Annotated in this window: 20 protein-coding genes; 6 read left to right on the forward strand and 14 right to left on the reverse strand. The window is 54.1% G+C overall.

Annotation, left to right across the window (positions count from 1 at the left end):
* Window positions 1-217: 217 nt before the first annotated feature.
* Together cbpA and cbpM are read left to right on the forward strand one after the other, a co-directional pair.
* Entirely contained in the window at window positions 218-1,138 is a 921-nt protein-coding gene (cbpA, locus tag OGX84_RS03170) for a curved DNA-binding protein (protein ID WP_047457661.1), read from the forward strand.
* A complete protein-coding gene (gene cbpM, locus OGX84_RS03175) occupies window positions 1,138-1,443 on the forward strand; it encodes a chaperone modulator CbpM (protein WP_112002284.1) in 306 nt (101 codons plus the stop codon). Before cbpA ends, cbpM begins: the two co-directional genes overlap by 1 nt.
* A 139-nt stretch (window positions 1,444-1,582) precedes the next feature.
* On the opposite strand, the gene OGX84_RS03180 is transcribed toward cbpM, so the two are convergent.
* Both OGX84_RS03180 and OGX84_RS03185 read right to left on the reverse strand, forming a co-directional pair.
* Window positions 1,583-1,924: a HigA family addiction module antitoxin gene (locus tag OGX84_RS03180; protein WP_012132926.1), complete on the reverse strand. Its 342-nt coding sequence runs from the start codon at window positions 1,922-1,924 to the stop codon at window positions 1,583-1,585.
* Window positions 1,925-2,011: 87 nt separating this feature from the next.
* Window positions 2,012-2,317, reverse strand: a complete 306-nt coding sequence (locus OGX84_RS03185) for a type II toxin-antitoxin system RelE/ParE family toxin (RefSeq protein WP_012132927.1) — start codon at window positions 2,315-2,317, stop codon at window positions 2,012-2,014.
* Window positions 2,318-2,561: 244 nt separating this feature from the next.
* Between OGX84_RS03185 and OGX84_RS03190 the strand changes: the two genes are divergently transcribed.
* Window positions 2,562-3,668: a 4Fe-4S binding protein gene (locus OGX84_RS03190; RefSeq protein ID WP_112002286.1), complete on the forward strand. Its 1,107-nt coding sequence runs from the start codon at window positions 2,562-2,564 to the stop codon at window positions 3,666-3,668.
* Between the two features lie 33 nt (window positions 3,669-3,701).
* Here OGX84_RS03190 and OGX84_RS03195 read toward each other — a convergent pair whose 3' ends face one another.
* From OGX84_RS03195 to OGX84_RS03220, 6 genes are all read right to left on the reverse strand, one after another.
* Window positions 3,702-4,478, reverse strand: a complete 777-nt coding sequence (locus OGX84_RS03195; protein ID WP_047457671.1) for an ABC transporter ATP-binding protein — start codon at window positions 4,476-4,478, stop codon at window positions 3,702-3,704.
* On the reverse strand, window positions 4,478-5,248 hold the full coding sequence (locus tag OGX84_RS03200; RefSeq protein WP_058668982.1) for an ABC transporter permease: 771 nt from the start codon (window positions 5,246-5,248) through the stop codon (window positions 4,478-4,480). The genes OGX84_RS03195 and OGX84_RS03200 overlap by 1 nt, the downstream gene beginning before the upstream one ends.
* Window positions 5,245-6,252, reverse strand: coding sequence for a taurine ABC transporter substrate-binding protein (locus OGX84_RS03205; protein ID WP_049009338.1), 1,008 nt, complete (start codon window positions 6,250-6,252; stop codon window positions 5,245-5,247). Before OGX84_RS03205 ends, OGX84_RS03200 begins: the two co-directional genes overlap by 4 nt.
* 28 nt (window positions 6,253-6,280) lie before the next feature.
* Window positions 6,281-7,000: a cysteate racemase gene (gene cuyB, locus OGX84_RS03210; RefSeq protein WP_112002287.1), complete on the reverse strand. Its 720-nt coding sequence runs from the start codon at window positions 6,998-7,000 to the stop codon at window positions 6,281-6,283.
* The gene (gene cuyA / locus OGX84_RS03215; RefSeq protein ID WP_012132934.1) at window positions 6,997-8,010 is read right to left on the reverse strand and encodes a D-cysteate sulfo-lyase; all 1,014 of its coding nucleotides are present in this window, start codon (window positions 8,008-8,010) and stop codon (window positions 6,997-6,999) included. The genes cuyB and cuyA overlap by 4 nt, the downstream gene beginning before the upstream one ends.
* Window positions 8,011-8,263: 253 nt before the next feature.
* Window positions 8,264-9,286: a malate/lactate/ureidoglycolate dehydrogenase gene (locus tag OGX84_RS03220; RefSeq protein ID WP_112002288.1), complete on the reverse strand. Its 1,023-nt coding sequence runs from the start codon at window positions 9,284-9,286 to the stop codon at window positions 8,264-8,266.
* A gap of 242 nt (window positions 9,287-9,528) precedes the next feature.
* Here OGX84_RS03220 and OGX84_RS03225 point away from each other — a divergent pair, with 242 nt between their 5' ends.
* The 3 genes from OGX84_RS03225 to OGX84_RS03235 are packed head-to-tail and all read left to right on the forward strand — an operon-like array spanning window position 9,529 to window position 12,238.
* Window positions 9,529-10,536, forward strand: coding sequence for an ABC transporter substrate-binding protein (locus OGX84_RS03225; RefSeq protein WP_286457370.1), 1,008 nt, complete (start codon window positions 9,529-9,531; stop codon window positions 10,534-10,536).
* Between the two features lie 21 nt (window positions 10,537-10,557).
* Entirely contained in the window at window positions 10,558-11,400 is an 843-nt protein-coding gene (locus OGX84_RS03230; protein WP_101744364.1) for an ABC transporter ATP-binding protein, read from the forward strand.
* Window positions 11,372-12,238 (forward strand): ABC transporter permease, encoded by an 867-nt coding sequence (locus tag OGX84_RS03235; RefSeq protein WP_047457694.1) that lies wholly within the window; start codon window positions 11,372-11,374, stop codon window positions 12,236-12,238. Before OGX84_RS03230 ends, OGX84_RS03235 begins: the two co-directional genes overlap by 29 nt.
* A 54-nt stretch (window positions 12,239-12,292) precedes the next feature.
* Here the strand turns inward: OGX84_RS03235 and OGX84_RS03240 are convergent, their stop codons facing one another.
* The 6 genes from OGX84_RS03240 to pgtB all read right to left on the reverse strand — a co-directional run bounded on the left by OGX84_RS03240 (window position 12,293) and on the right by pgtB (window position 20,160).
* Entirely contained in the window at window positions 12,293-13,399 is a 1,107-nt protein-coding gene (locus OGX84_RS03240) for an acyltransferase family protein (RefSeq protein ID WP_012132941.1), read from the reverse strand.
* A gap of 93 nt (window positions 13,400-13,492) precedes the next feature.
* Window positions 13,493-14,071, reverse strand: a complete 579-nt coding sequence (locus OGX84_RS03245; RefSeq protein WP_101744363.1) for a PhoP regulatory network YrbL family protein — start codon at window positions 14,069-14,071, stop codon at window positions 13,493-13,495.
* A 164-nt stretch (window positions 14,072-14,235) separates the two neighbouring features.
* Window positions 14,236-16,278 (reverse strand): TonB-dependent copper receptor, encoded by a 2,043-nt coding sequence (locus tag OGX84_RS03250; protein ID WP_112002291.1) that lies wholly within the window; start codon window positions 16,276-16,278, stop codon window positions 14,236-14,238.
* An 84-nt stretch (window positions 16,279-16,362) separates the two neighbouring features.
* Window positions 16,363-16,803, reverse strand: coding sequence for a DUF2946 domain-containing protein (locus OGX84_RS03255; RefSeq protein ID WP_075203725.1), 441 nt, complete (start codon window positions 16,801-16,803; stop codon window positions 16,363-16,365).
* 125 nt (window positions 16,804-16,928) lie between these two features.
* Window positions 16,929-18,176 carry a two-component system response regulator PgtA gene (gene pgtA, locus OGX84_RS03260; protein ID WP_071258267.1) on the reverse strand — a complete coding sequence of 416 codons (1,248 nt, stop codon included), beginning with the start codon at window positions 18,174-18,176 and terminating at the stop codon, window positions 16,929-16,931.
* Complete coding sequence (gene pgtB, locus OGX84_RS03265) at window positions 18,166-20,160, reverse strand: two-component system sensor histidine kinase PgtB (protein ID WP_370906227.1); 1,995 nt, start codon at window positions 20,158-20,160, stop codon at window positions 18,166-18,168. Before pgtB ends, pgtA begins: the two co-directional genes overlap by 11 nt.
* Window positions 20,161-20,166: the final 6 nt, after the last annotated feature.

Here is a 20,166-nt window from a genome sequence, read left to right on the forward strand (position 1 = left end):
GATTGACGCGAGTTATCTTAGCCACTGACAAGGTTTTAGCAACCTTTGCGCTGTAAAGTTATGTCGGCGTCGCCCCGCTCATTACAGGCGAAACGCATTAGTTTTAATAATGATTTTGCTGTTTTCATACGCATCTTTCGGGTTTACCCTACACTTAACAACGATGACTTTTCCGGGGATTCCCTGCCGTATGTATTGATTTACGCGAGATAACGCTATGGAATTAAAGGATTATTACGCCATTATGGGCGTGAAACCGACGGACGATCTCAAGACTATCAAGACCGCCTACCGCCGACTGGCCCGCAAATACCATCCTGATGTCAGCAAAGAGCCTGATGCCGAAGCCCGCTTTAAAGAGGTGGCGGAAGCATGGGAAGTGCTGAGTGATGAACAGCGCCGCGCCGAATACGACCAGTTGTGGCAACACCGCAACGATCCGCAGTTCAACCGACAGTTCCAGCAGGGCGAAGGCCAGAGTTATAACGCCGAAGATTTTGACGACATTTTCTCGTCCATCTTTGGGCAACACGGCCGACAATCCCGCCAGCGTCAGGCGACGCGCGGCCACGATATTGAGATTGAAGTGGCGGTGTTCCTGGAGGAAACCCTTGCCGAGCACAGCCGTACAATCAGCTATAACTTGCCGGTGTATAACGCGTTCGGTCTTGTGGAGCGTGAGATCCCTAAAACGCTGAATGTGAAAATTCCCGCAGGCGTTGGCAACGGCCAGCGCATTCGTCTGAAAGGCCAGGGAACGCCGGGGGAAAACGGCGGGCCGAATGGCGATCTGTGGTTAGTGATTCATATCGCGCCGCATCCTCTGTTTGATATCGTCAATCAGGATCTGGAGATTGTGGTTCCTCTCGCCCCGTGGGAGGCCGCGCTGGGCGCGAAGGTCGCCGTACCAACGCTAAAAGAGAAGATTCTGCTGACCATCCCGCCAGGCAGTCAGGCCGGGCAGCGCCTGCGCATCAGAGGCAAAGGCCTGGTCAGCAAAAAACACACGGGCGATCTGTACGCTGTGATCAAAATCGTGATGCCGCCGAAACCCGACGACAGTGCCACAGCCCTGTGGCAGCAACTGGCGGACGCGCAGTCCTCCTTTGATCCACGCAAAGAGTGGGGGAAAGCATAATGGCTAACGTAACCGTCACCTTTACAATTACCGAATTTTGCCTGCATACCGGGGTTTCGGAGGAAGAGCTTAACGAAATTGTCGGGCTTGGGGTGATCGAGCCCTGCGAGAACGAAACCACATCCTGGTTATTTGACGATCATGCGGCGATCGTCGTGCAGCGTGCTTTACGTTTGCGCCAGGAGCTGGCGCTGGACTGGCCGGGCATCGCAATGACGCTGACCTTGCTGGAAGAAAATGACCGGCTACGCCAGGAAAACCGCTTGCTGATACAGCGTCTTTCCCGCTTTATCAAACACCCATAAAATAATAAACGGGGGTTGGCACACTGCCCGCCCCCTTATTTTTATCACCGCGATACGGTAAAAAACTCACATTAACGTCACAGGGAAGCTGCTGGCCGCAACGGTTAAACCTTGCAGCCTTTTCCATTCTTTCGGCTGGTCACGCGACTTTCTTTTCTTGTTTCTGACGTTCCGCAAGAAAATCGCTCGCCGTAATCACCCTGCTCATCTCTACCTGAAGGCGGGCATTGTTTTCAGTTTCCCATACATCTACAGCAGTTTGCAGGTTCATCCAGAACTCTACAGAGGTATCGAAAACTTTAGACAGGCGAAAAGCCATGTCAGTCGTGAGTTTACGATTGTTGTTAACCAATGCGCTGGCGGTATTACGATGCACCTGCAACATTTCCGCGAGATCATTAATTTTGAGATCAAGCGGTTCCAGGTATTCATACAGAAGGATATCACCAACTGTCGTGGGTTTTCTGGTTGCCTGGTTCATGAGTTAGTCCATCCATTTTGAGGGTAATTAAGCCGCTGACTCGGCTTAACTTTATACAAATGGCTAAGCCGATAGTTTCACGCTTGTTTAATACTCATGTGGATCAAGGTAGAGGTCTTGTGCCTTGCCGTTCACCCATTTGAATATCAAACGATATTGCTTGTTAACTCTTATCGAAGAATATTCCTGCAATTTACCTTCCAGTTCTTCGTATCTGTTACCCGGCGGTGACTTCAAATCCTTGTAGCTCACTGCCGCGTTTATGATATCGAGCTTACGGGCCAATGCTGAATGTATATCCGGGGGAATTTTCTTATGTGGTGCAGAGTACATAAAAAAATCATCCAGCCACTGGTCACGGAAGTCTTCAATACTGACAAGTTTCTTTGGCATTCCAGCTTGCCTTCCGTTTCCTCAGGACAGGAACATTGTAACGCACATATGCACTGTGCACAAGTGCACAAGTGCACAAGTGCATCCATTTTAACTCAACTCCAAAAGCAGACGCTCGCAAAACTGCCCCATCGCCATTATTCCGTGGCAAAAGCCGTTAATCCGATATAAATCAAATCCTGCCCCCGGGAACCGCCGTAGCATAGTGGCATTCTGAATACATGTTCACAGGGAAATAAAGATCATGGGTGGGATGAAAAGAACGCGCTGGCAGCGTCGACCAGGCACCATCGGCGGTAAATTGCCGTGGAATGACTGGCGAAATGCATCGACCTGGCGCAGGGCGACACAATTTCTGCTCCTGTTGATCAATATTTATATTGGCATCACATTCTATTTTTGGGTCCGGTATTACGAAACTGCCGCCGCCAGCGTTTACGTCCCCAGACCCGGTGGTATTGAAGGCTGGCTTCCTGTCGCCGGTTTGATGAACATCCGATACACCTGGGAAACCGGTCTGCTCCCTCCTGTTCACGCCGCCTCCATGCTGCTTCTGGTTGCATTTATCGTCATCAGCCTGCTGCTAAAAAAATCTTTTTGCTCATGGCTGTGCCCTGTTGGCGCGTTGTCAGAGCTGATCGGCAAACTCGGAGAAACGCTCTTTGGGCCGTCGATTACCCTGCCCCGCTGGCTGGATATTCCCCTGCGCGGTCTGAAATATCTGTTATTGAGCTTTTTTCTTTATATCGCGTTATCCATGCCTGCACAGGGTATTCAGATGTTCCTGATGTCAGCTTATGGCATTATTATCGACGTTAAAATGCTCGATTTTTTCCGCAATATTGGAACAACCACGCTTATCTGCGTCATATTTTTCGCCGTCGCCAGCTTATTTATTCGTCATTTCTGGTGTCGTTATCTGTGCCCTTACGGCGCTCTGCTTGGTCTGTTTTCGTTTTTTTCTCCCTTTAAAATCCGCCGCAATGCCGACAGCTGTATTGATTGTGGAAAGTGCGCTCAAAATTGTCCCTCCCGTATCCCGGTAGACAAGCTGATTCAGGTCAGAACCGTTGAATGCACAGGCTGCATGACCTGCGTGGAGTCCTGCCCGGTTGCCTCAACGCTCAACTTTTCACTACGCACGCCTTCTGGCGCGCCGGAAGGAAAACGCGAGGCGATAAAACCGTTATGGCGACAGGCCGCGCTCTCGGGCGTCGCCATGACAATATTGATACTCGGGATACTTTTTGCCGCTATCGCGATTGCGATGTATGCCGGCGCCTGGGATAGCCCAGTGCCGGAGCATCTTTACTTCCGCTTAATTCCCCAGGCGAGGATGATTGGGCATTAGTTAAGAAATAACGCGCCCACGCTGGCGGTGTTTTCATCCTAAATGGCGCTTCGCCTCCTGGCGCACCCGGTGCAGTACGTGATGTTTGATCCCACTGTAAGCCGGGTGTTCAGCCAGGGTTTCGATATCGCGTTCGCGGCCAAAAGGCAGGATAACCTCCTCAACGATTTTTCCAGGCTTCGCCGACATAATCAGAATACGATCGGCCAGAAACAGCGCCTCTTCTACGTCGTGAGTCACAAACAGCAGCGTGGTGCCGGTGGCAAGCCAGGCATCGCGCAGGAGTTCCTGCATCATCAGACGCGTTTGCGCATCCAGCGCGCCGAACGGTTCATCGAGTAGCAACACTTCCGGCTCCGGCAGCCATGCGCGGGCCAGCGCCACGCGTTGTTTCATCCCGCCGGAGAGTTGCCAGGGCGCATGATGTTCAAAGCCTTTCAGCCCTACCCGCGTCAGCCAGTCCAGCGCCTGGGCGTTGACCTCATTTTTGTGGTATTTCCCCAGCCGTGGGCCAAAGGTGACGTTTTCCAGTACCGACAGCCAGGGAAACAAGTTTGGCTGCTGGAAGATCATTCCCCGGTCTGGCCCTGGCAGCTTCACTGTCTTTCCGCCTGCCGCCACGCGCCCGCGATCCGGCTTGTTGAATCCGGCGACCAGATTCAGGATCGTGGACTTCCCGCAGCCGGACGGCCCCAGCAGAACAACAAATTCCCCTTTCTCCAGAGACAGGCTGATATCGTCCAGCACCGTGAACGGCTGCGGTTTTGCCGCAAAAGAGAGCGATACGTTTTCCAGTGTGATGGCACTCATTACTCTTTCCCCGCCCAGGGCACAAAAAAGCGTTGCAGCCCCAGCAGCAATAAATCCAGTAAATAGCCGATACCGCCGAGCAGCAGAATCCCCAGCATCACGATATCGGTTCGCAGATACGAGCTGGCGTTAATCACCATCCAGCCGAGACCCGAACTGGCCGCCACCATTTCCGCCGCGATGAGCGATGTCCAGCCGATCCCTATCGACAGCCTGACGGTGGTAAACAGTTCCGGCAGCGCATCCGGCAACACCACGCGCAGAAAAATCTGTTTGCGCGACGCGCCGAGCGTTTGCGCCACACGAATACGCGAGCGACCAATACGATCGACCGCAGCAGATGCCCCCACGACCACGCTCAGGAAGGTGGCGATGAAGATCAGAAAGAACTTCGACGCCTCACCGATCCCCAGCCAGACGACCGCCAGCGGAATAAGCGCAATCTTGGGTAGCGGGCGCAAAAACTGCACGAACGGATTCAGTACCGCCGCCAGACCTTCCGACAACCCCATCAGCAACCCCAGGGGGATGCCGATGAGAATTGCCACAGAAAAAGCGCTTAGGGCCCGGGCCAGGCTGACTGCGACATGCTCCCACAACGGCACCTGACGATAACCATCAGCCAACAGCTCTTCGGTTGTCAGACCGATATCCTGTAGCGACGGCAGCAGCAGCGGGTCCACCCATTGCCGCATCGTCGCCACTTGCCAGACGATAAAGAAAATAGCCACCGAAACGACGCTGATGGCGATGTGATAACTCAATCTCATTGCGCTGCTACCGCCGCGTCACGGATGTAGCGGGAGTTAATGGCGCTGTCCCAGTTCGCCGGGATATCACGTTTGCGGATCTCGCCAATCCCCGCCAGGAAGTCAGAGGTCTTGGTCAGCGCTTTACCAATACCGCTGTCAGTCGTCTGGGTTCCATTGCCAAGCCAGTCCGCCGTACCCTGCTGCGTCAGAGTTGGGTATTCCAGCCCACCCAACGTATTCACGGCAGTCGTCACCGGCGCGCCCACCTCTTTCGCCACAATCGCCGCCGCGCGTTCCGGGTCTTTCTTAAACTCATCAACTTTTTCCTGATGAACGCGCAGGAACGCGCTGACGGTTTGCGGATACTGCTCGGCAAAGGCTTTACGCACGACGTAGTTGTTGTAAATCAGGTAGCCGTCCTTTTGCAGATCTTTGGTCGCGAATACCTGATGCCCGCCGGAGGCTTCAAGTTCCTGAGCAAACGGCGCCCAGACATAGCCCGCGTCGATATCGCCGCGTTTCCAGGCTGCGACCATTTCCGCCGGACGCAGCGGCAATAAGGTTATTTTGCTGCGATCGAGATGGTTAACGCTGATGGCGGCTTCAAGCGCATATTGCGCCGTCGAGTTTGGCGGATAGGCTACGCGTTTGCCTTCAATATCGTTAATACGGGTAATGCCATCTTTACCAATTAAACGCTCGTAGCTGGCAATCACCCCAGAAACGCCGACAATCTCCACCGGCAGTTTTCTGACAATGCCTGCCGTTGCCGGGCTGGAGCCGAAATTAGCAATATCAATCGCGTTACTGGCAAAATAATTTAACGCGTCCGCACCAGACGCAAATTGCACCCATTTGACCTTGCTGTGTAAAGCGTTATCCAGAGAACCATCGGCTTTTGCCAGCATCAGCACCTGAGAACCGCCGCTGTATGCCACGCGGACTTCTGCGGGTGTTTCGGCAAAGCTGGTATTGACCCACAGGCCACCCGCTGCAAGTAATACGCAGAGACTTTTTTTCATTTAATTTATCCTTTAAATAATAACGTTATTAATGCCATGCTTCGCGCTGCGTTAGCCATAACCGGGCACACTGTTGCGCCAGCGCTTCTGCGGGATCAATCGACACGGCTAAATGCGGGGATGTCACCTCCGCCAGCGCAACCGGCACTTCCGTGCAGGCCAGCACCAGCCTCTCTGCGCCGCGATCGCGCAATGCCTGAGCCTGTAAACTCAGCAGCTCACCGCCGGTACGCAGTTCGCCACGTTTTACCGCATAGCACCCCGGCACAAACCACTGCCGCAGCTCCTCTGGCGTCGGCTGCACGCTTTCAATCCCCATAGAGGCGAAACCGTGCTGGAACCAACCGGCATCCAGCGTGCCCTGCGTGGCGATAAGCCCGACCCGGCGGGGCTTCTCTTTCCCTTCAAATACCGCCAGCGTGGCGTCCACAATATGCAGCAACGGCGCGTTGCTGTGCTGCGCCAGCGCCTCATACCAGTGGTGCGCCGTATTACAGGCGATCACAATGTGGCTGGCGCCCGCGCGGTTCAGTTGTTCCACACCGAGCAAGAGCTGCGGCAACGGCGAAGGCCCTGTTCCCGCCAGCGCCTGTTGGCGATCCGCAATTTGCGGCACATTCCACACCACATGGGGAATTTGCTGTTGATCGCTGCTGGCGGGCGTTGCGCGCAGCAATTTATGCATCAAATCAAGCGTCGCCAGCGGCCCCATGCCGCCAAGAATCCCCAGCAGAAAAGGTGTGCTCATGATGACAAAGAATCTGCGATGACCTGACGATAGCCAAACAGACCTGCGCTTCCTCCCGTATGGATAAACACCACATTCTCATCCTTGCGGAAATGGCCTTGACGGATCAGATCAATCAATCCGGCCATACCTTTACCGGAATAGACAGGGTCGAGCAGAATCCCCTCGTGCTGCGCCAGCAGTTGCAGCGCTTCAAGCATCCCCTCGGTGGGCAGACCATAGCCTTCGCCCACATAATCACTGTTGGCGACCACCGCCTCACGCGGCAATTCACCCGGCACGCCGAGCAGTTCCCGGGTCTGCTGCGCCAGACGCCAGACGTTGTGTTCCTGTTTATCACGCGGGGCGCGTACGCTAATCCCGAGGAGAGGAATGCCGCTGTGCGTGGCGGTTAAACCCGCAATCAGGCCAGCCTGCGTGCCTGCGCTGCCGGTGGCATGGACGATATGATCGATACGCAGCCGTAACTGGCTGGACTGCCAAAGCAACTCTTCCGCGCAGGATACGTAACCCAGTGCCCCGATTGCGTTCGAACCGCCTCCGGGGATGACATAAGGGGTATGGCCCTGCGCACGCAGGCTTTCCGCATGATGCTCCATTGCCTGCTGCATATCCGTACCGCCGGGCAAATGGGCAATAATTTTGCCGCCGAGCAAACCGTCCAGCAGCACATTGCCGGATTGCTGATACTCATCACCCAGCGTCGTGACGCGTTGTTCGAGAAAAATATGCGCTTCCAGACCCAGTCTGGCCGCCGCCGCGACGGTCTGACGCACATGGTTAGACTGCGTGGCGCCCTGGGTAATGATAATATCCGCCTGTTTCGCCTGGGCGTCGCCGAGCAAAAACTCAAGTTTGCGGGTTTTATTGCCGCCAGTGGCAAGGCCGGTGCAATCGTCTCGTTTTATCCAGATATTTGGCCCCCCCAGCAAGCGTGAAAGTTGAGTGAGGGGCTCCAGTGGAGTCGGGAAATGGCCAAAATGAAGCCGGGGAAAACGCGCCAGATGCATAATAACTCCTGTAAAGAATAACGACGCCGCACATTAAAATTCGGCAGCGAGAGTAAGAAAGGTTCGTGGAATATAAGAATGACTATATTGATTTTCTCACTCGCGGCTTACCAAGTTTTTCAGCTATGGATATGAGGAAAAAAGATAAAACAAAAAACGATCGCTTTATTTATTCGCCAGCATTCATTAACTGACCATCATGCCGATCCGTTTAAACAAATAACCAAATATGTCTTTTGGTGCGCAGGCACGCTCAGGTATTTAATGCTTCCAGGGCGACAAACGCCTGCCAGCTGACGTCATCAATCCAGACGCCCTCTTCCTGGCGCCGGGCATACGCGCGCAATTCCGGTTCTCCGGGGATCTGCACATCGTGCCCTTCCTGCCCGTTACAAACCCAGTCAACCTGCGCTAACAGCGCCTGTGAGTAACGTTCCTCCGCGCCCAGCCGCGCGGGGTCAAATAGAATCGACAGCATATTGTTGATGATTCCGGCACGCGGCGGAATCTGCTGGCTTTCGGTCTCGCCGCCGGTCAGCGCAGCACCGAGTAAGCTACATATTAGCGACAATCCCGCGCCTTTATGGCCGCCAAAAGGCAGCAAAGCGCCGAGCGGCTCAGTCATTAATGCGGCAGGGTCGGTTGTGGGTTGCCCGTTCGCATCTACCGCGCATCCTGCCGGGATGGCGCGCCCTTCATTCCAGGCGATGCGCGCTTTATTGCCCGCAATGGCGCTGGTCGCGAAATCAAGGATAACCGGAGGGCGGTTCTGTAACGGTACGCCCACGCAAAAGGGGTTTGTACCAAGCCTGGCGCGCAGCCCATCGAACGGCAACACGGCCGACGGCGCCGCCACGTTAGCAAAATGGATCGAGACCAGCCCGGCGCTCGCCACCTGCTCTGCCCATGCGCCGATCCGCCCGAGATGGTGGGTATTAGACAAGCCAATTATTGCCACCCCAAACTGGCGCACACGCTCAATACCCACGCTCATGGCCTGTTCACCCAACGCCTGGCCGAAGCCATGTCCCCCATCAAAAGAGACAATCGGCCCGGCATCAGACAAGGTGGTCAGCGTGGCGCCAGGGTTCAAATCTCCCGCCAGAATGGCCCGTATATAGCGAGGCAACAGGGTCACGCCATGCGAGTCGTGGCCTTTTAATGAGGATTCGACCAGGTTATCCGCTACTTTTTGCGCGATATCAGATCCCGTACCCGCCCGTACCAGATGGCGTTGTAAAAGCGAACGTAAGTGATGATGTGAAAATAATGGCATGATTCTACTCACGGACATTGCCCCTGCAATGGCAAGGGCTATTAAAGAGGTGAGTCCGACTATAGCGAGGATGTATTTGTTACATAACCATGAATAATAACTAAGCTTTTCCGCTTATTAACTAACACGCCATGAATATCGTTATTCATTTTCCTGATATTCATTGCCATTTAAATCATTTCCTTTCCCTCTCGCCTCTGCCCATGATTTTTTGCTGAGAAACACCTTTCTGGGGAACAGATATGAATAAAAGAAACAGGGTATTTGCCTGGACGCTGGCGTTTTCCGCCCTTGGCGGAATCAGCCAGTCGGCATTTGCGGAAGGGAACATTAGTATCGCGCAGCAATTTGGCATCGGTTATTTAATTCTTGATGTGGTGCGAGACCAGCAGCTTATCGAAAAAGAGGGGCAAAAAGAGGGGCTGGATATCAAGGTAGAGTGGCGCACGATTTCAGGCGCAACCGGGATGAATGAAGCGTTGCTCTCTGGCGCTCTGGACGTTGCGTCAGCAGGCGTTCCCCCGGTACTCACCCTATGGGATCGCACCAAAGGTAAGCAAAATGTGAAAGCGATAGCCTCGCTGGGATCGATGCCCAATTATTTATTGAGTAATAACCCGGCGGTAAAAAGCATTAAAGACCTGACCGAAAAAGACCGTATTGCCGTTCCGGCGGCTGGGGTCGGTTTTCAGTCTCGTACATTACAAATCGAGACGGCGAAATTATATGGCGACCAGGACTTCAAACGCTTCGATAAGATTAGCGTCAGTTTACCGCACCCGGACGCCAGCGCAGCCTTAATTGCCGGTGGATCGGAAATTACCACGCATTTTTCCAGCCCGCCGTTTCAGTATCAGGCGCTGGAGCACAGCAACGTGCATAAAGTGCTCAGTTCCTATGATGTGCTGGGTGGGCAGGCGACATTTAATGTTCTCTATACCACCCAGAAATTCCATGATGAAAATCCAAAAACCTATAAAGCGTTTTATCGCGCCCTCAGTGAAGCCGCAAATATCATTAACCGTGACAAAAATGCGGCTGCCGAAACGTATATTCGCGTCGAGAAATCACGGCTGCCCTTACCGCTGGTACAAAAAATTGTTAACGATCCAGAAATCAGCTTTACGGTTTTCCCTGAGCGTACTGGCGTATATGCCGAAAAACTCCATGAGCTTGGCGTACTGAAAAATAAGGCCGATTCCTGGAAAGACTATTTCTTTAACGAAGCATGGGAAAACCCAGGCAGTTAAACCGCAACACCGGAGGCTCTGATGGTCACTCAGCAAATCGACGGCCCGCTGCTACAGGTCAGTAATGTTGATATTGAATACCGTACCCGTGAACGGCAAGTGCGCGCGACGCATGATGTCAGTTTTGATGTCTGGCCTGGCGACCGCTTTATTTTGCTTGGGCCGTCAGGCTGCGGGAAATCAAGTCTGTTGAAAGCCACTGGCGGTTTTCTCGCCCCGCGCAGCGGCCACATTTCGCTTGCGGGAACGCCGGTTAGCGCTCCCGGCCCGGAACGCATGATGGTATTCCAGGAGTTCGACCAACTGCCGCCGTGGAAAACCGTGCTGGAAAACGTCATGTTTCCTCTGCTGGCCAGCCGGAAAGCCAGTCGTTCACAAGCAAAAGAGACGGCGCTGCATTTTCTCCACAAAGTCGGATTGGCAGAATTTGCCGACGCTATGCCCCATATGCTCTCCGGCGGGATGAAGCAGCGCGTCGCCATTGCGCGGGCGCTGGCGATGAAACCACGCATCCTGCTGATGGACGAGCCCTTTGCCGCGCTGGATGCGCTGACCCGACGCACAATGCAGGAGGAACTGCTTGCGCTCTGGGAAGAAGAGCGCTTTACCCTGCTGTTCGTCACCCATTCGATTGAAGAGGCGCTGGTGGTGGGCAGCCGTATCCTGGTGCTTTCGCCGCATCCAGGGCGCGTCAGGGCGGAGCTTAACTGTCATCAGTTCACGCTTAATGATTTCGGCAGCGAGGCGTTTCAGCACGCTGCGCGTCATATTCACCATCTGTTATTCCCGACAATCGGGAACAGTCCGTCTCACTCATCCGGCGAGGAGCCAGAGTATGTCCCAGCCACCGTACATTCGTCCTGAATTCGAACGCGAATTACCGCCGCTGCGCAATCTGCCGGTGGAAACGCCGCTACCTTTAAGCCAGCGCCTGTGGAATCAGACGTGGCTGCGCAAGTGTCTGATTGTCGCCCTGGTGCTGGCGCTATGGGAGATCGCCGCGCGAATCCAGCAAAACGATCTGATGTTGCCCGGAGTACTTCAGACGTTGCAGGCGTTTAGCGAAGACATGCGCAATGGCGAACTGCCGGAAAAAATCGTCAACTCACTCAGTACCCTGCTGAAAGGGTATCTGGCAGGCAGTGCGCTGGCGCTGATTGCCAGCGCGCTGGCCGTGACCACCCAGTTTGGCCGCGATCTGCTCAGCACATTAACCGCGATGCTAAATCCGCTGCCGGCAATTGCGCTGCTGCCGCTGGCTTTGCTGTGGTTTGGTCTGGGGAATGCCAGCCTGATATTTGTGCTGATACATTCAGTGATGTGGCCAATCGCGCTGAATACCTGGTCCGGCTTTAGCAGCGTACCGGAAACGCTACGCATGGCGGGGCGCAACTACGGCCTCAGCGGGCCACGCTATGTGATCACGATTCTTATTCCGGCATCGTTGCCCGCTATCCTGTCCGGGCTCAAGATCGGCTGGGCGTTCGCCTGGCGCACGTTGATTGCCGCCGAACTGGTATTTGGCGCGTCCAGCGGCGAAGGAGGCCTGGGCTGGTATATCTTCCAGAATCGCAATGAGCTGTTCACCGACCGGGTATTTGCAGGACTGTTAACGGTAATCGCGATTGGCCTGCTGGTGGAAGGCGTGGTATTCGCCAGTCTGGAAAAGATCACGGTGAAACGCTGGGGGATGCAGCGTTAACCCCTCCCCGCGTTCTTTGCAGCCGGACGTTGTCCGGCTTAGCGCGAAATGGTCTTAGTTCCCTTTTTGCTTTTCACGTAGCCACGGCGTTCTGGCGATCAAGACCTGCTCACACTTTACCGATAGCGGTTTCATGAAAGACGACAGCCTTTCGATGCAAATCAGAATCCCAAAATACAGCATCACCGCCTGGGTCGCATTCAGTACCGACATATCGATATTGGCGCTGACAAATATCACCACCACATGCTGCAACAGCATAATAATGTAGGCCCGCGACGCCAGGCTGGATAACCCCTGCCGGAAGCGATCCAGATTAAACAGAGGATGAATCAGCGGGTATCCCGCCAGCAGAATGAAGAGGAAGGCCGCAGCAAACAGCAGGCTTGAGGGTTTCAGAGGAAACAGCACTTCCCGAACCGGTAGCTGATCGATATGCGCCACAATCACCCCGGTCACCACCAGCAGCAGACTGACTGACGCCGCCTGAAGACGGTAGCGCGTGAACCACGGCTGAAAGTGTATGAACAGCATCCCGAAGGTAAAATCACTCACCCGAACCTGTGCTGACCAGTAAGGGTTCACGATGCTTTTATCATATGCCAGTAGCGTAACGACGACCGCCGCCAGCATCGTACAGACAGGAAAACGGACAATGGCCCAGTAAATCACCGGAGAAACGGCGTACAGCAGGATAATACAGCCAATAAACCACTCTCCGGTGAAGTACGCGGTATTGATGTCGTAGACACCGTGCAGATAATGGTCAAACCCGAGAACGGAAGGCAGCAGCGAGTGAAATGCACGCTTCCCGGCGAGCACGTCAGCCAGCGGATTGCCTGGATAGAGGAAAAACACGCTCAGGATGAGGAACAGGATCGCCATTGAGAAATAAGCGATGTTGTAGGGAAGCAGGATCGAATAGACGCGTTTCAGGTAATACTCCTGCACAGAGTATTTACGCAGCGACAGGTAAGCCAGCGCGCCGGATATCATGAAGAAGAAAGAGACGCCCAGCCGCCCTATTCCTCCGGTCAGGTATTCGCGCGGGAACGTCAACACGGTACTGGTATCGAACATGTAGCTGTAATGCGAAGTAACAACCAGCAGTACAGCCAGAATGCGGAGAATATCAAAAAAATAATTACGTGTTGTTTGCATACTCTTTCTTGTTAACAAGCCAGCAGACAACATGACAAAGGTCCGGTTGCATACTGGAAAAATGACCAGGCCTGTTCAAGGATAACGTGTAGATTACGCTTGCGTGATACTTTGCAGATCCCTCAGCATCCTTCTGAGGCACTTAAGTTTGTTTTTATCCCGTATAACGCTCCAGAACTTGCTCAGTTGAAAGAGCGTCTTATCCCCAAAGCCGTCAATAACTTTGAAGCGGTACTCCTGACGAGCATCGTCCCAGGCATAAACAATATTTTTGCAATGCAGCGAGTTGATAATGACGTCTGTATGAATAAACCACGCTAAAAAAGCGTTGAGCTTACTGAATTTCTCTGCGTCCAGTTCGTTGTGCTTTGCAAGGTCATACAATGTTCTGGCAATGTTGCCCTGCTGGTCATGCTCTTTGACGATAACCTGCCCAATCCCTTTATCTGTCTCCACTAGCCCTTCAATTTTCTGGATGAAGAGCGAGTCAGTTTCGTCGCGCGGCTTGCACTCTTTGACGTCCCGATAGACTTCACGAAGCTTACTCTTATATTTGGGAATGGTCGGGATGACGACTTTGATCAGTAGTTGATGATTGTGCGGATGCTGAAAGACGTAACGATCGTTCCCTCTGGCCAGTAAATCATTTTCGGTCAAGGTAAGCTTTTTCATACAGTGTTGACTCATAAAAGAAAAAAACAGACTGGCCCATGCAAACGAAGAGATGGCGTTACGTCATGTCCTGGTTACAGCCGAGACAGTTTAATGTTAATAACCTAAACGGCAGGTCAATGAGTCATGAAGTCGGCGGACGGTTCACGTCCGCCGGAAGGCTATCAAAACGTCACGTTCACTTTTCCCCAGAATGTTCTTCCCGGTTCATTCACCGACGTATTCGCGGAGTAACCAAAGCTGCTATTACCGGCAAGGTTCAGATGTTCGCTGTAGGCTTTATCAAACAGGTTATCAACGCCCGCGCTGAGTTTCACAGACTTGTTCAGCCGGTAGGCCGCATTCGCGGAGAATATGGCGAACCCCGCGCTGCTATCAAAATCTTTACCCACGACGTTCCCTTCGTTAATCGCGACGCGATGCTGGCTGCTGACCAGACGCAGCAGACCGGTACTGCTCCAGTCGCCGCGTTCCCATGTCAGACCCAGGCGCGCTTCAAGCGGTGGAATCTGCGGCAATGGCTGATGGTCGTCGGTATTTCGCCCCCAGGAATAAGCAAGGCTGGCATCGGTTTTCCATGTTTCGGTCAATTGATAGCCGATGCCCGCTTCTCCCCCCATGATGGTCGCATTGACGTTATCAACCTGACTTATACGAGGATGATGAGGGTCGTAACGGAACAGAATAAAATCATTAACCCGGCCAATATAGGCAGAAACCCAGCCGTTAAGACGCTTACCGGTATACTGCGCGCCAATATCAAGCTGAGTCGTCTTTTCCGTTTTGACGTTATCGAAAACATCTGCCGACCCGTCAGGACCATAGGTGGGAGAAAAAAGCTCCCAGTAGTCGGGGAAACGCTCGGTATAGCCGATCCCCGCGTAAAACATCACGGGCATCTCCGCCAGATTATGCTCAACGCGCACAAACCCGGCCGGTAGTAGATCAGTGCGCTGCGAGGAGCCGGTGTCAGTGAAATTGTCCACCAGTACGCGATCAAGACGCGCGCCGCCTGTCACTTTGCTTTGCTCCGTCGCAAGCCAGGTCAATTCACTGAATAAACCATAGTCGTGAAAACGGGCGTCTTTGTCCCAGCGGTCATCGTCTTTACTGCGATGCGTGCTCAGTTGCGTATCAACGCCGCTGCGTAACTCATAGTCTGACCACAACCACGTTCCCATCATCCGCCCACCAACGGTACGGCGATCCAGCTGCATTGCCATTGGCATACTCATCGAATGCATGCCAGAACTGTGTTCCATCGCCGAACCCATGCTTCCTGACATATTCATGCCGGGAGCGCGCAGCGAGTAGTTATCCATAACGTGATTCGCATAGTTGTAGTAGATATTCGCTTCTAACTTATCAAATACCTCGCCGATGCCGGATTTCTCAAACCGCATCCCCAGGCTTTCACGCCTGAACCGGGAACCGTCCATACTGCGCCCGGCATAGCGGGCTTCACCGTCGCCCTTACCCGCCGTCATTTCCAGCAGCGTGTCTTTGTCTGGCGTCCAGCCCAGCGCCATATCGCCGTTCCATTTATCCCATTTCGACGGCACGCGGTCGCCATTGCCATCTTTGTAGTCACCCGCCCGGGATTTGTTGCCGATAAGCCGCAAATAGCCGTCCTCACTTCCCAGACTGATGTCCGCATTTTCATCCCAGCGGTTATTCGAGGCGGCAAGGACGCTGGCCGTCCCCTGAATACCGGGTTTATCAAAACGCAGCTGTTCCCGGTCAAAGCGGAGGGTTCCCGCAGAGTTACCCGGCCCCCAGAGCACGGTTTCCGGCCCCTTTATCAGGGTCAGCACATCAAAACTTTCCGGGGAGATATAAGAACTCGGCGCATCCATACGTGCCGGGCAGGCTCCCGGCATTTCGCCGTTATCGGTCAAAATTCGCAGACGAGAGCCAAACATCCCGCGAAAGACCGGATCGCCGTTTGTCCCGCCATTGCGAATTTGCGAGAACCCAGGGATCGTTTTCAGATAATCAGAGCCATCGCTGGCGGGAACGGGCTGACGAGGCGTTTTTGGCGACGTGACGATTTCCAGAGGAGAAGCGACCGGCGCGGTCACAATCATTACCGAATCATCCGCCATTTTTGCATGATCGTGCTGTTCGCTTGCCCACGCCGCCTTTGCGGTCAGCGCGATCAGGACCAGAGAAGCCAGAGGAGTAAGCCCGAAGTATTGCCGTTTCATAACATTCCTTACTGTTTTTCAGGCGCAACGACGCATTGCCCGTCAAAAGGGCAAAACGCTACGCAATGTCTGTTTTTTTATTGTTTAAAACGAAAACGGAAATACAGCAGGCGGCGCGCGAGCGCGCTGAGGCGCCCACGGGCGGAAGATAACGGAAAGGTGTAATGGCCGTACCGAACAACAGATAACAAACAGCAGCAACAGCCAGAGCAAAAACACCAGCGCAAACTGGACAAACGGCAGATGTACCAGCAACTGGCAGTACCCGCAGACGATCTCTTCCACGGGCGACATCGCTTTGCCGGACATCATCTGGTGAGCGACCGAAAGAGAAGGCTCACACGGCACAGAAGCCGCCATGTCATGGTGCGAGCCTGACGACATCATCACCATTGAGTGCGACGAGTGCTCACAGTCGGCCTGGCGGGCAATTGATTTTGAAATAACGGGCGCAATAAACAACATGGCGACGGCAAATAATGCCAGCCATGCTGTTATTCGGTTGATTCGCGTTCGCCCGTGCAAAACGTTACCCGGAGTTGAGGTGTTTGTCAGATTGTAACTGATTTACATTCGCAATATCACAACTAATTACAGGGGAACAGGTGATTCATAGCCCCACACATCACATCTCGCTCCCCTGACCTGCGCTAAAACTTATAGTGCTCTTTACTCAGGCCATATTTCTTCATTCTGAGATAGAGCTTTTTACGGGGAATTTGCAGGTACTCTGCCACTTCGTTAATGCGCCCCTGATGGATATTCAGCGCTTCGGTGATGATCTGCCGTTCAACGTCTTCAACCCGCTGGTCAAGCGGCGTCGGCTCACCGACGTGCATCTGTGGATTCGCCGTTTCCGCGAGCGGCAATACCCCCACGGCAAACAGTTCGGCGGCGTTCGCCAGTTCACGGACGTTGTTCGGCCACACCCGGCGCATCATCCCCTTCAGCAGGTCGTTATCCACCTCCGGCACCGGATGATTCAGCCGCTGACAGGCTTTCTGCAAATAGTGATGGAACAACGGCCCGATATCATCAGGTCGCTGTGACAGGGGCTGACAGGCGATTTGCGTCATGGCGAAACAGTAATAAAGCTCCGCCACAATCTGGTTGCTGGCCGCCAGTTCCACCAGCGAAGCGTTGCCGATACCGATCAGGCGAAAAGGCCGCCGCTCCAGACTCTGCAACTGCACCAGTTGATGCTGCTGTTCGCGGGTCAGATTCTCCGGGTGACTTAATACCAGCGTCCCGCCCTGAACCTGCGCGATAAGCTCATTAAGTTTTTGGGCACTGTCAGGGGTCAGTTCGCAGTAAATAAAAGGGCCCCCGGCGTTACGCCCCAGTTGGTGCAAATAGCGCGCGCCGGTCATGCGGCCGGTTCCCGGTTCGCCGTAAAGCCAGACCGCAATATCCGTTTCTGCCAGTTGCTGTAAGCGCTGACGATACTGATGCGTCCATTGGCTGCGCCCAATTAGCTCAACCTGCAACTTCTGCTGGCAGTACTGGCGACGCGCTATCACCGATTGCCTATGGCGTAACGCCGCCTCAACCAGCGAGAGTAACTTGCCCGGGTCTACCGGCTTTTGCAGGAAGTCCCAGGCCCCTTTTTTCACCGCATCCACCGCCATAGGCACATCGCCATGCCCGGTGATAAGCAGAATCGGCAGTTGCTCGTCATCCTGATGAAACAACGTCATCAAATCGATGCCGGAGCAGCCAGGCATGCAGACATCGCTCAACACGATACCGGGCCAGTCCTTCTGCACCCACTCCCGCGCATCAAAGGGATTATTGCAGACACAGACGTGATAACCCGCCTGCTCAAGCAGCTGTGTATAGGCATCAAGCACATCGGCGTCATCATCAATCAGCAGAATCGAACATTCATTACTCAACATCTTTTACATCCGTCACATTGAATTGCAGCACCACGCAGGCATTTCGCGTCAACGTGGACGCCAGGCGCAACGCGCCTTCCATTTGCGTCATCAGCGAAACACAAATCGAAAGCCCAATGCCCAGCCCCACATCTTTACTGGTCGTAAACGGCTTCAGTAATGAGGGTAGCAAGGCCGCAGGCCAGCCGGGGCCATTGTCGGCAATCAACACGCACAGCGTGTCGCCCTGAATTTGCCAGCTCACCGTAATTGCCGCCGCGTTCGGGCAGGCGTCGAGCGCATTCGCCAGCACGTTCACCAGCACCTGCTGGATGCGTACTTCATCACCGCTGACCCAAACGGTTTCATCCGGTATCGCGAGCGCCCCCTGCTGAGGCTTATGGCGCATCGCCAGCAGTTCCCACGCCGCCGTAAACGTCTGGCGCAAATCAACCGGATGCAGCGGCGTTTCCAGTTCAGCACGACGGGTAAACTGGCGCAGCGAGCGGATAATCGCGTCAATGCGGTTAATCAGCCCTTCCGCTTTGCTTAACGTCGTTCGCGCCTGTTCCGTCTGCCCCTGTTCAATCGCCCGCCCCGCCGTAAACAGATACATCGACAGCGCATTCAGCGGCTGGTTGATCTCATGCGCCAGCGTGGTCATCGTCTGCCCGACCACCGCCAGTTTTGCCGTCTGGATCAGCTCGTCCTGGGTGGCGCGCAGATCGGCCTCAATCGCTTTTCGCTCGGCGATCTCCTGCTCAAGTTGCTGTTTTTGCGCGTTAAGCTGACCTAGCGTGTGGCGAAGCAAACCCGCAATACGCCCCAGCTCATCCCGCCCATACACCGGAATCGTGGCATCCGTCCGCCCTAAACCAATCTGCACCACCGCCTGATTCAGCGCGGTAAAGCGTTTCACCAGCCGCGAACGGATAAAATAATGGTTCAACACCCACGCCAGCAGCAGCGCCAGCAGCGTCGCCACCAGAATCAACCCGCCGCTAACGCGGACAATCTGCTCCATACGCTGATTAAACATCTGCATTTGCTGGTGACTGCTGCCCAGTTGGGCCTCAAGCAGCGTCCTGAAGCGCCCCAGCGTCGCTTCTCTGGCGCGGCTGGCATCCACTAACGCTTTTTGCGCGGCGACATAGTCGCGCATGGTGTCCGGCATTTTATTTTTCACCATGCCAATTTCCAGCAGCTCATCAATGGTTTGTCGCAGGGTAATCGTGCTCGGCCAGTCATTCAGCGCACGAATATTTTCATCCGCCGTTTTTTTCAGGTTTTCGAGATAGCGGATATGCGTCTCAACCAGCATGCCATCATCATTTCCAGACTTCAGTTCATTGAGCCTGTCGCGCAGGTCGTCAACAATTTGATTCTCGATGCGCGCCAGCGTATAGACCTGCTGCTGCTCGTTCTGTACTTCACGGGAGCGTTTCAGATACTGCGCCGCATCGCCTTGCCGGGCTTCAATCTGATCCAGCAGCGTTCCCTGTTGCCAGGTGAAATCCTGCACCAGAGAATTCAGTTCGGTGGTGAAATCGTCGTGAAGCCAGTCAATACGCGCAGACAGCTCACCCACCTTTTCACGTACCAGAAACATGTTGTAGAGCACGCGATCCAGTTCCGACAGCAGCGCGCGGCTGTCCTGCAAAATCACCGCCAGCTGCTGGCGTTCTGCGGGTGACAGCCCCTGGCTCAGCCGCTCGATTCTATCCAGATGTTGAATAATCTGGTTGCGCAGTTGCAGGCGCACCGTAGTGTTCGGCGCCAGCAAAAACTCATTCAACTGATCCACCACCAGATTGAGATTCCCTTCAATCAGAAAAGCAGAATGGATGCGGGGAAAATACTCATCCAGCGAATAGCGTATTTGCGAGCTTTGCTCATGCCATGAATAGAGGCTGACGCTGCTGACTATCAGCGTCAGCAGCGCCCCCATCAGGAAAGCACCCCGTAAACTGCTGCTGATGCTGATTTGCCGCAGACGTTGCAGCATTGACCC

Origin of the sequence: Citrobacter sp. CK202 (assembly GCF_030333225.1) — a bacterium.
Classification (GTDB): Bacteria; Pseudomonadota; Gammaproteobacteria; order Enterobacterales; family Enterobacteriaceae; genus Citrobacter_B; species Citrobacter_B koseri.

What these genes read in the sequence shown, in the direction of transcription:
- cbpA (WP_047457661.1), top strand. Translation starts at nt 218, where the DNA reads ATGGAATTAAAGGATTATTACGCCATTATGGGCGTGAAACCGACGGAC.
- cbpM (WP_112002284.1), top strand. Translation starts at nt 1,138, where the DNA reads ATGGCTAACGTAACCGTCACCTTTACAATTACCGAATTTTGCCTGCAT.
- OGX84_RS03180 (WP_012132926.1), bottom strand. Translation starts at nt 1,924, where the DNA reads ATGAACCAGGCAACCAGAAAACCCACGACAGTTGGTGATATCCTTCTG.
- OGX84_RS03185 (WP_012132927.1), bottom strand. Translation starts at nt 2,317, where the DNA reads ATGCCAAAGAAACTTGTCAGTATTGAAGACTTCCGTGACCAGTGGCTG.
- OGX84_RS03190 (WP_112002286.1), top strand. Translation starts at nt 2,562, where the DNA reads ATGGGTGGGATGAAAAGAACGCGCTGGCAGCGTCGACCAGGCACCATC.
- OGX84_RS03195 (WP_047457671.1), bottom strand. Translation starts at nt 4,478, where the DNA reads ATGAGTGCCATCACACTGGAAAACGTATCGCTCTCTTTTGCGGCAAAA.
- OGX84_RS03200 (WP_058668982.1), bottom strand. Translation starts at nt 5,248, where the DNA reads ATGAGATTGAGTTATCACATCGCCATCAGCGTCGTTTCGGTGGCTATT.
- OGX84_RS03205 (WP_049009338.1), bottom strand. Translation starts at nt 6,252, where the DNA reads ATGAAAAAAAGTCTCTGCGTATTACTTGCAGCGGGTGGCCTGTGGGTC.
- cuyB (WP_112002287.1), bottom strand. Translation starts at nt 7,000, where the DNA reads ATGAGCACACCTTTTCTGCTGGGGATTCTTGGCGGCATGGGGCCGCTG.
- cuyA (WP_012132934.1), bottom strand. Translation starts at nt 8,010, where the DNA reads ATGCATCTGGCGCGTTTTCCCCGGCTTCATTTTGGCCATTTCCCGACT.
- OGX84_RS03220 (WP_112002288.1), bottom strand. Translation starts at nt 9,286, where the DNA reads ATGCCATTATTTTCACATCATCACTTACGTTCGCTTTTACAACGCCAT.
- OGX84_RS03225 (WP_286457370.1), top strand. Translation starts at nt 9,529, where the DNA reads ATGAATAAAAGAAACAGGGTATTTGCCTGGACGCTGGCGTTTTCCGCC.
- OGX84_RS03230 (WP_101744364.1), top strand. Translation starts at nt 10,558, where the DNA reads ATGGTCACTCAGCAAATCGACGGCCCGCTGCTACAGGTCAGTAATGTT.
- OGX84_RS03235 (WP_047457694.1), top strand. Translation starts at nt 11,372, where the DNA reads ATGTCCCAGCCACCGTACATTCGTCCTGAATTCGAACGCGAATTACCG.
- OGX84_RS03240 (WP_012132941.1), bottom strand. Translation starts at nt 13,399, where the DNA reads ATGCAAACAACACGTAATTATTTTTTTGATATTCTCCGCATTCTGGCT.
- OGX84_RS03245 (WP_101744363.1), bottom strand. Translation starts at nt 14,071, where the DNA reads ATGAAAAAGCTTACCTTGACCGAAAATGATTTACTGGCCAGAGGGAAC.
- OGX84_RS03250 (WP_112002291.1), bottom strand. Translation starts at nt 16,278, where the DNA reads ATGAAACGGCAATACTTCGGGCTTACTCCTCTGGCTTCTCTGGTCCTG.
- pgtA (WP_071258267.1), bottom strand. Translation starts at nt 18,176, where the DNA reads ATGTTGAGTAATGAATGTTCGATTCTGCTGATTGATGATGACGCCGAT.
- pgtB (WP_370906227.1), bottom strand. Translation starts at nt 20,160, where the DNA reads ATGCTGCAACGTCTGCGGCAAATCAGCATCAGCAGCAGTTTACGGGGT.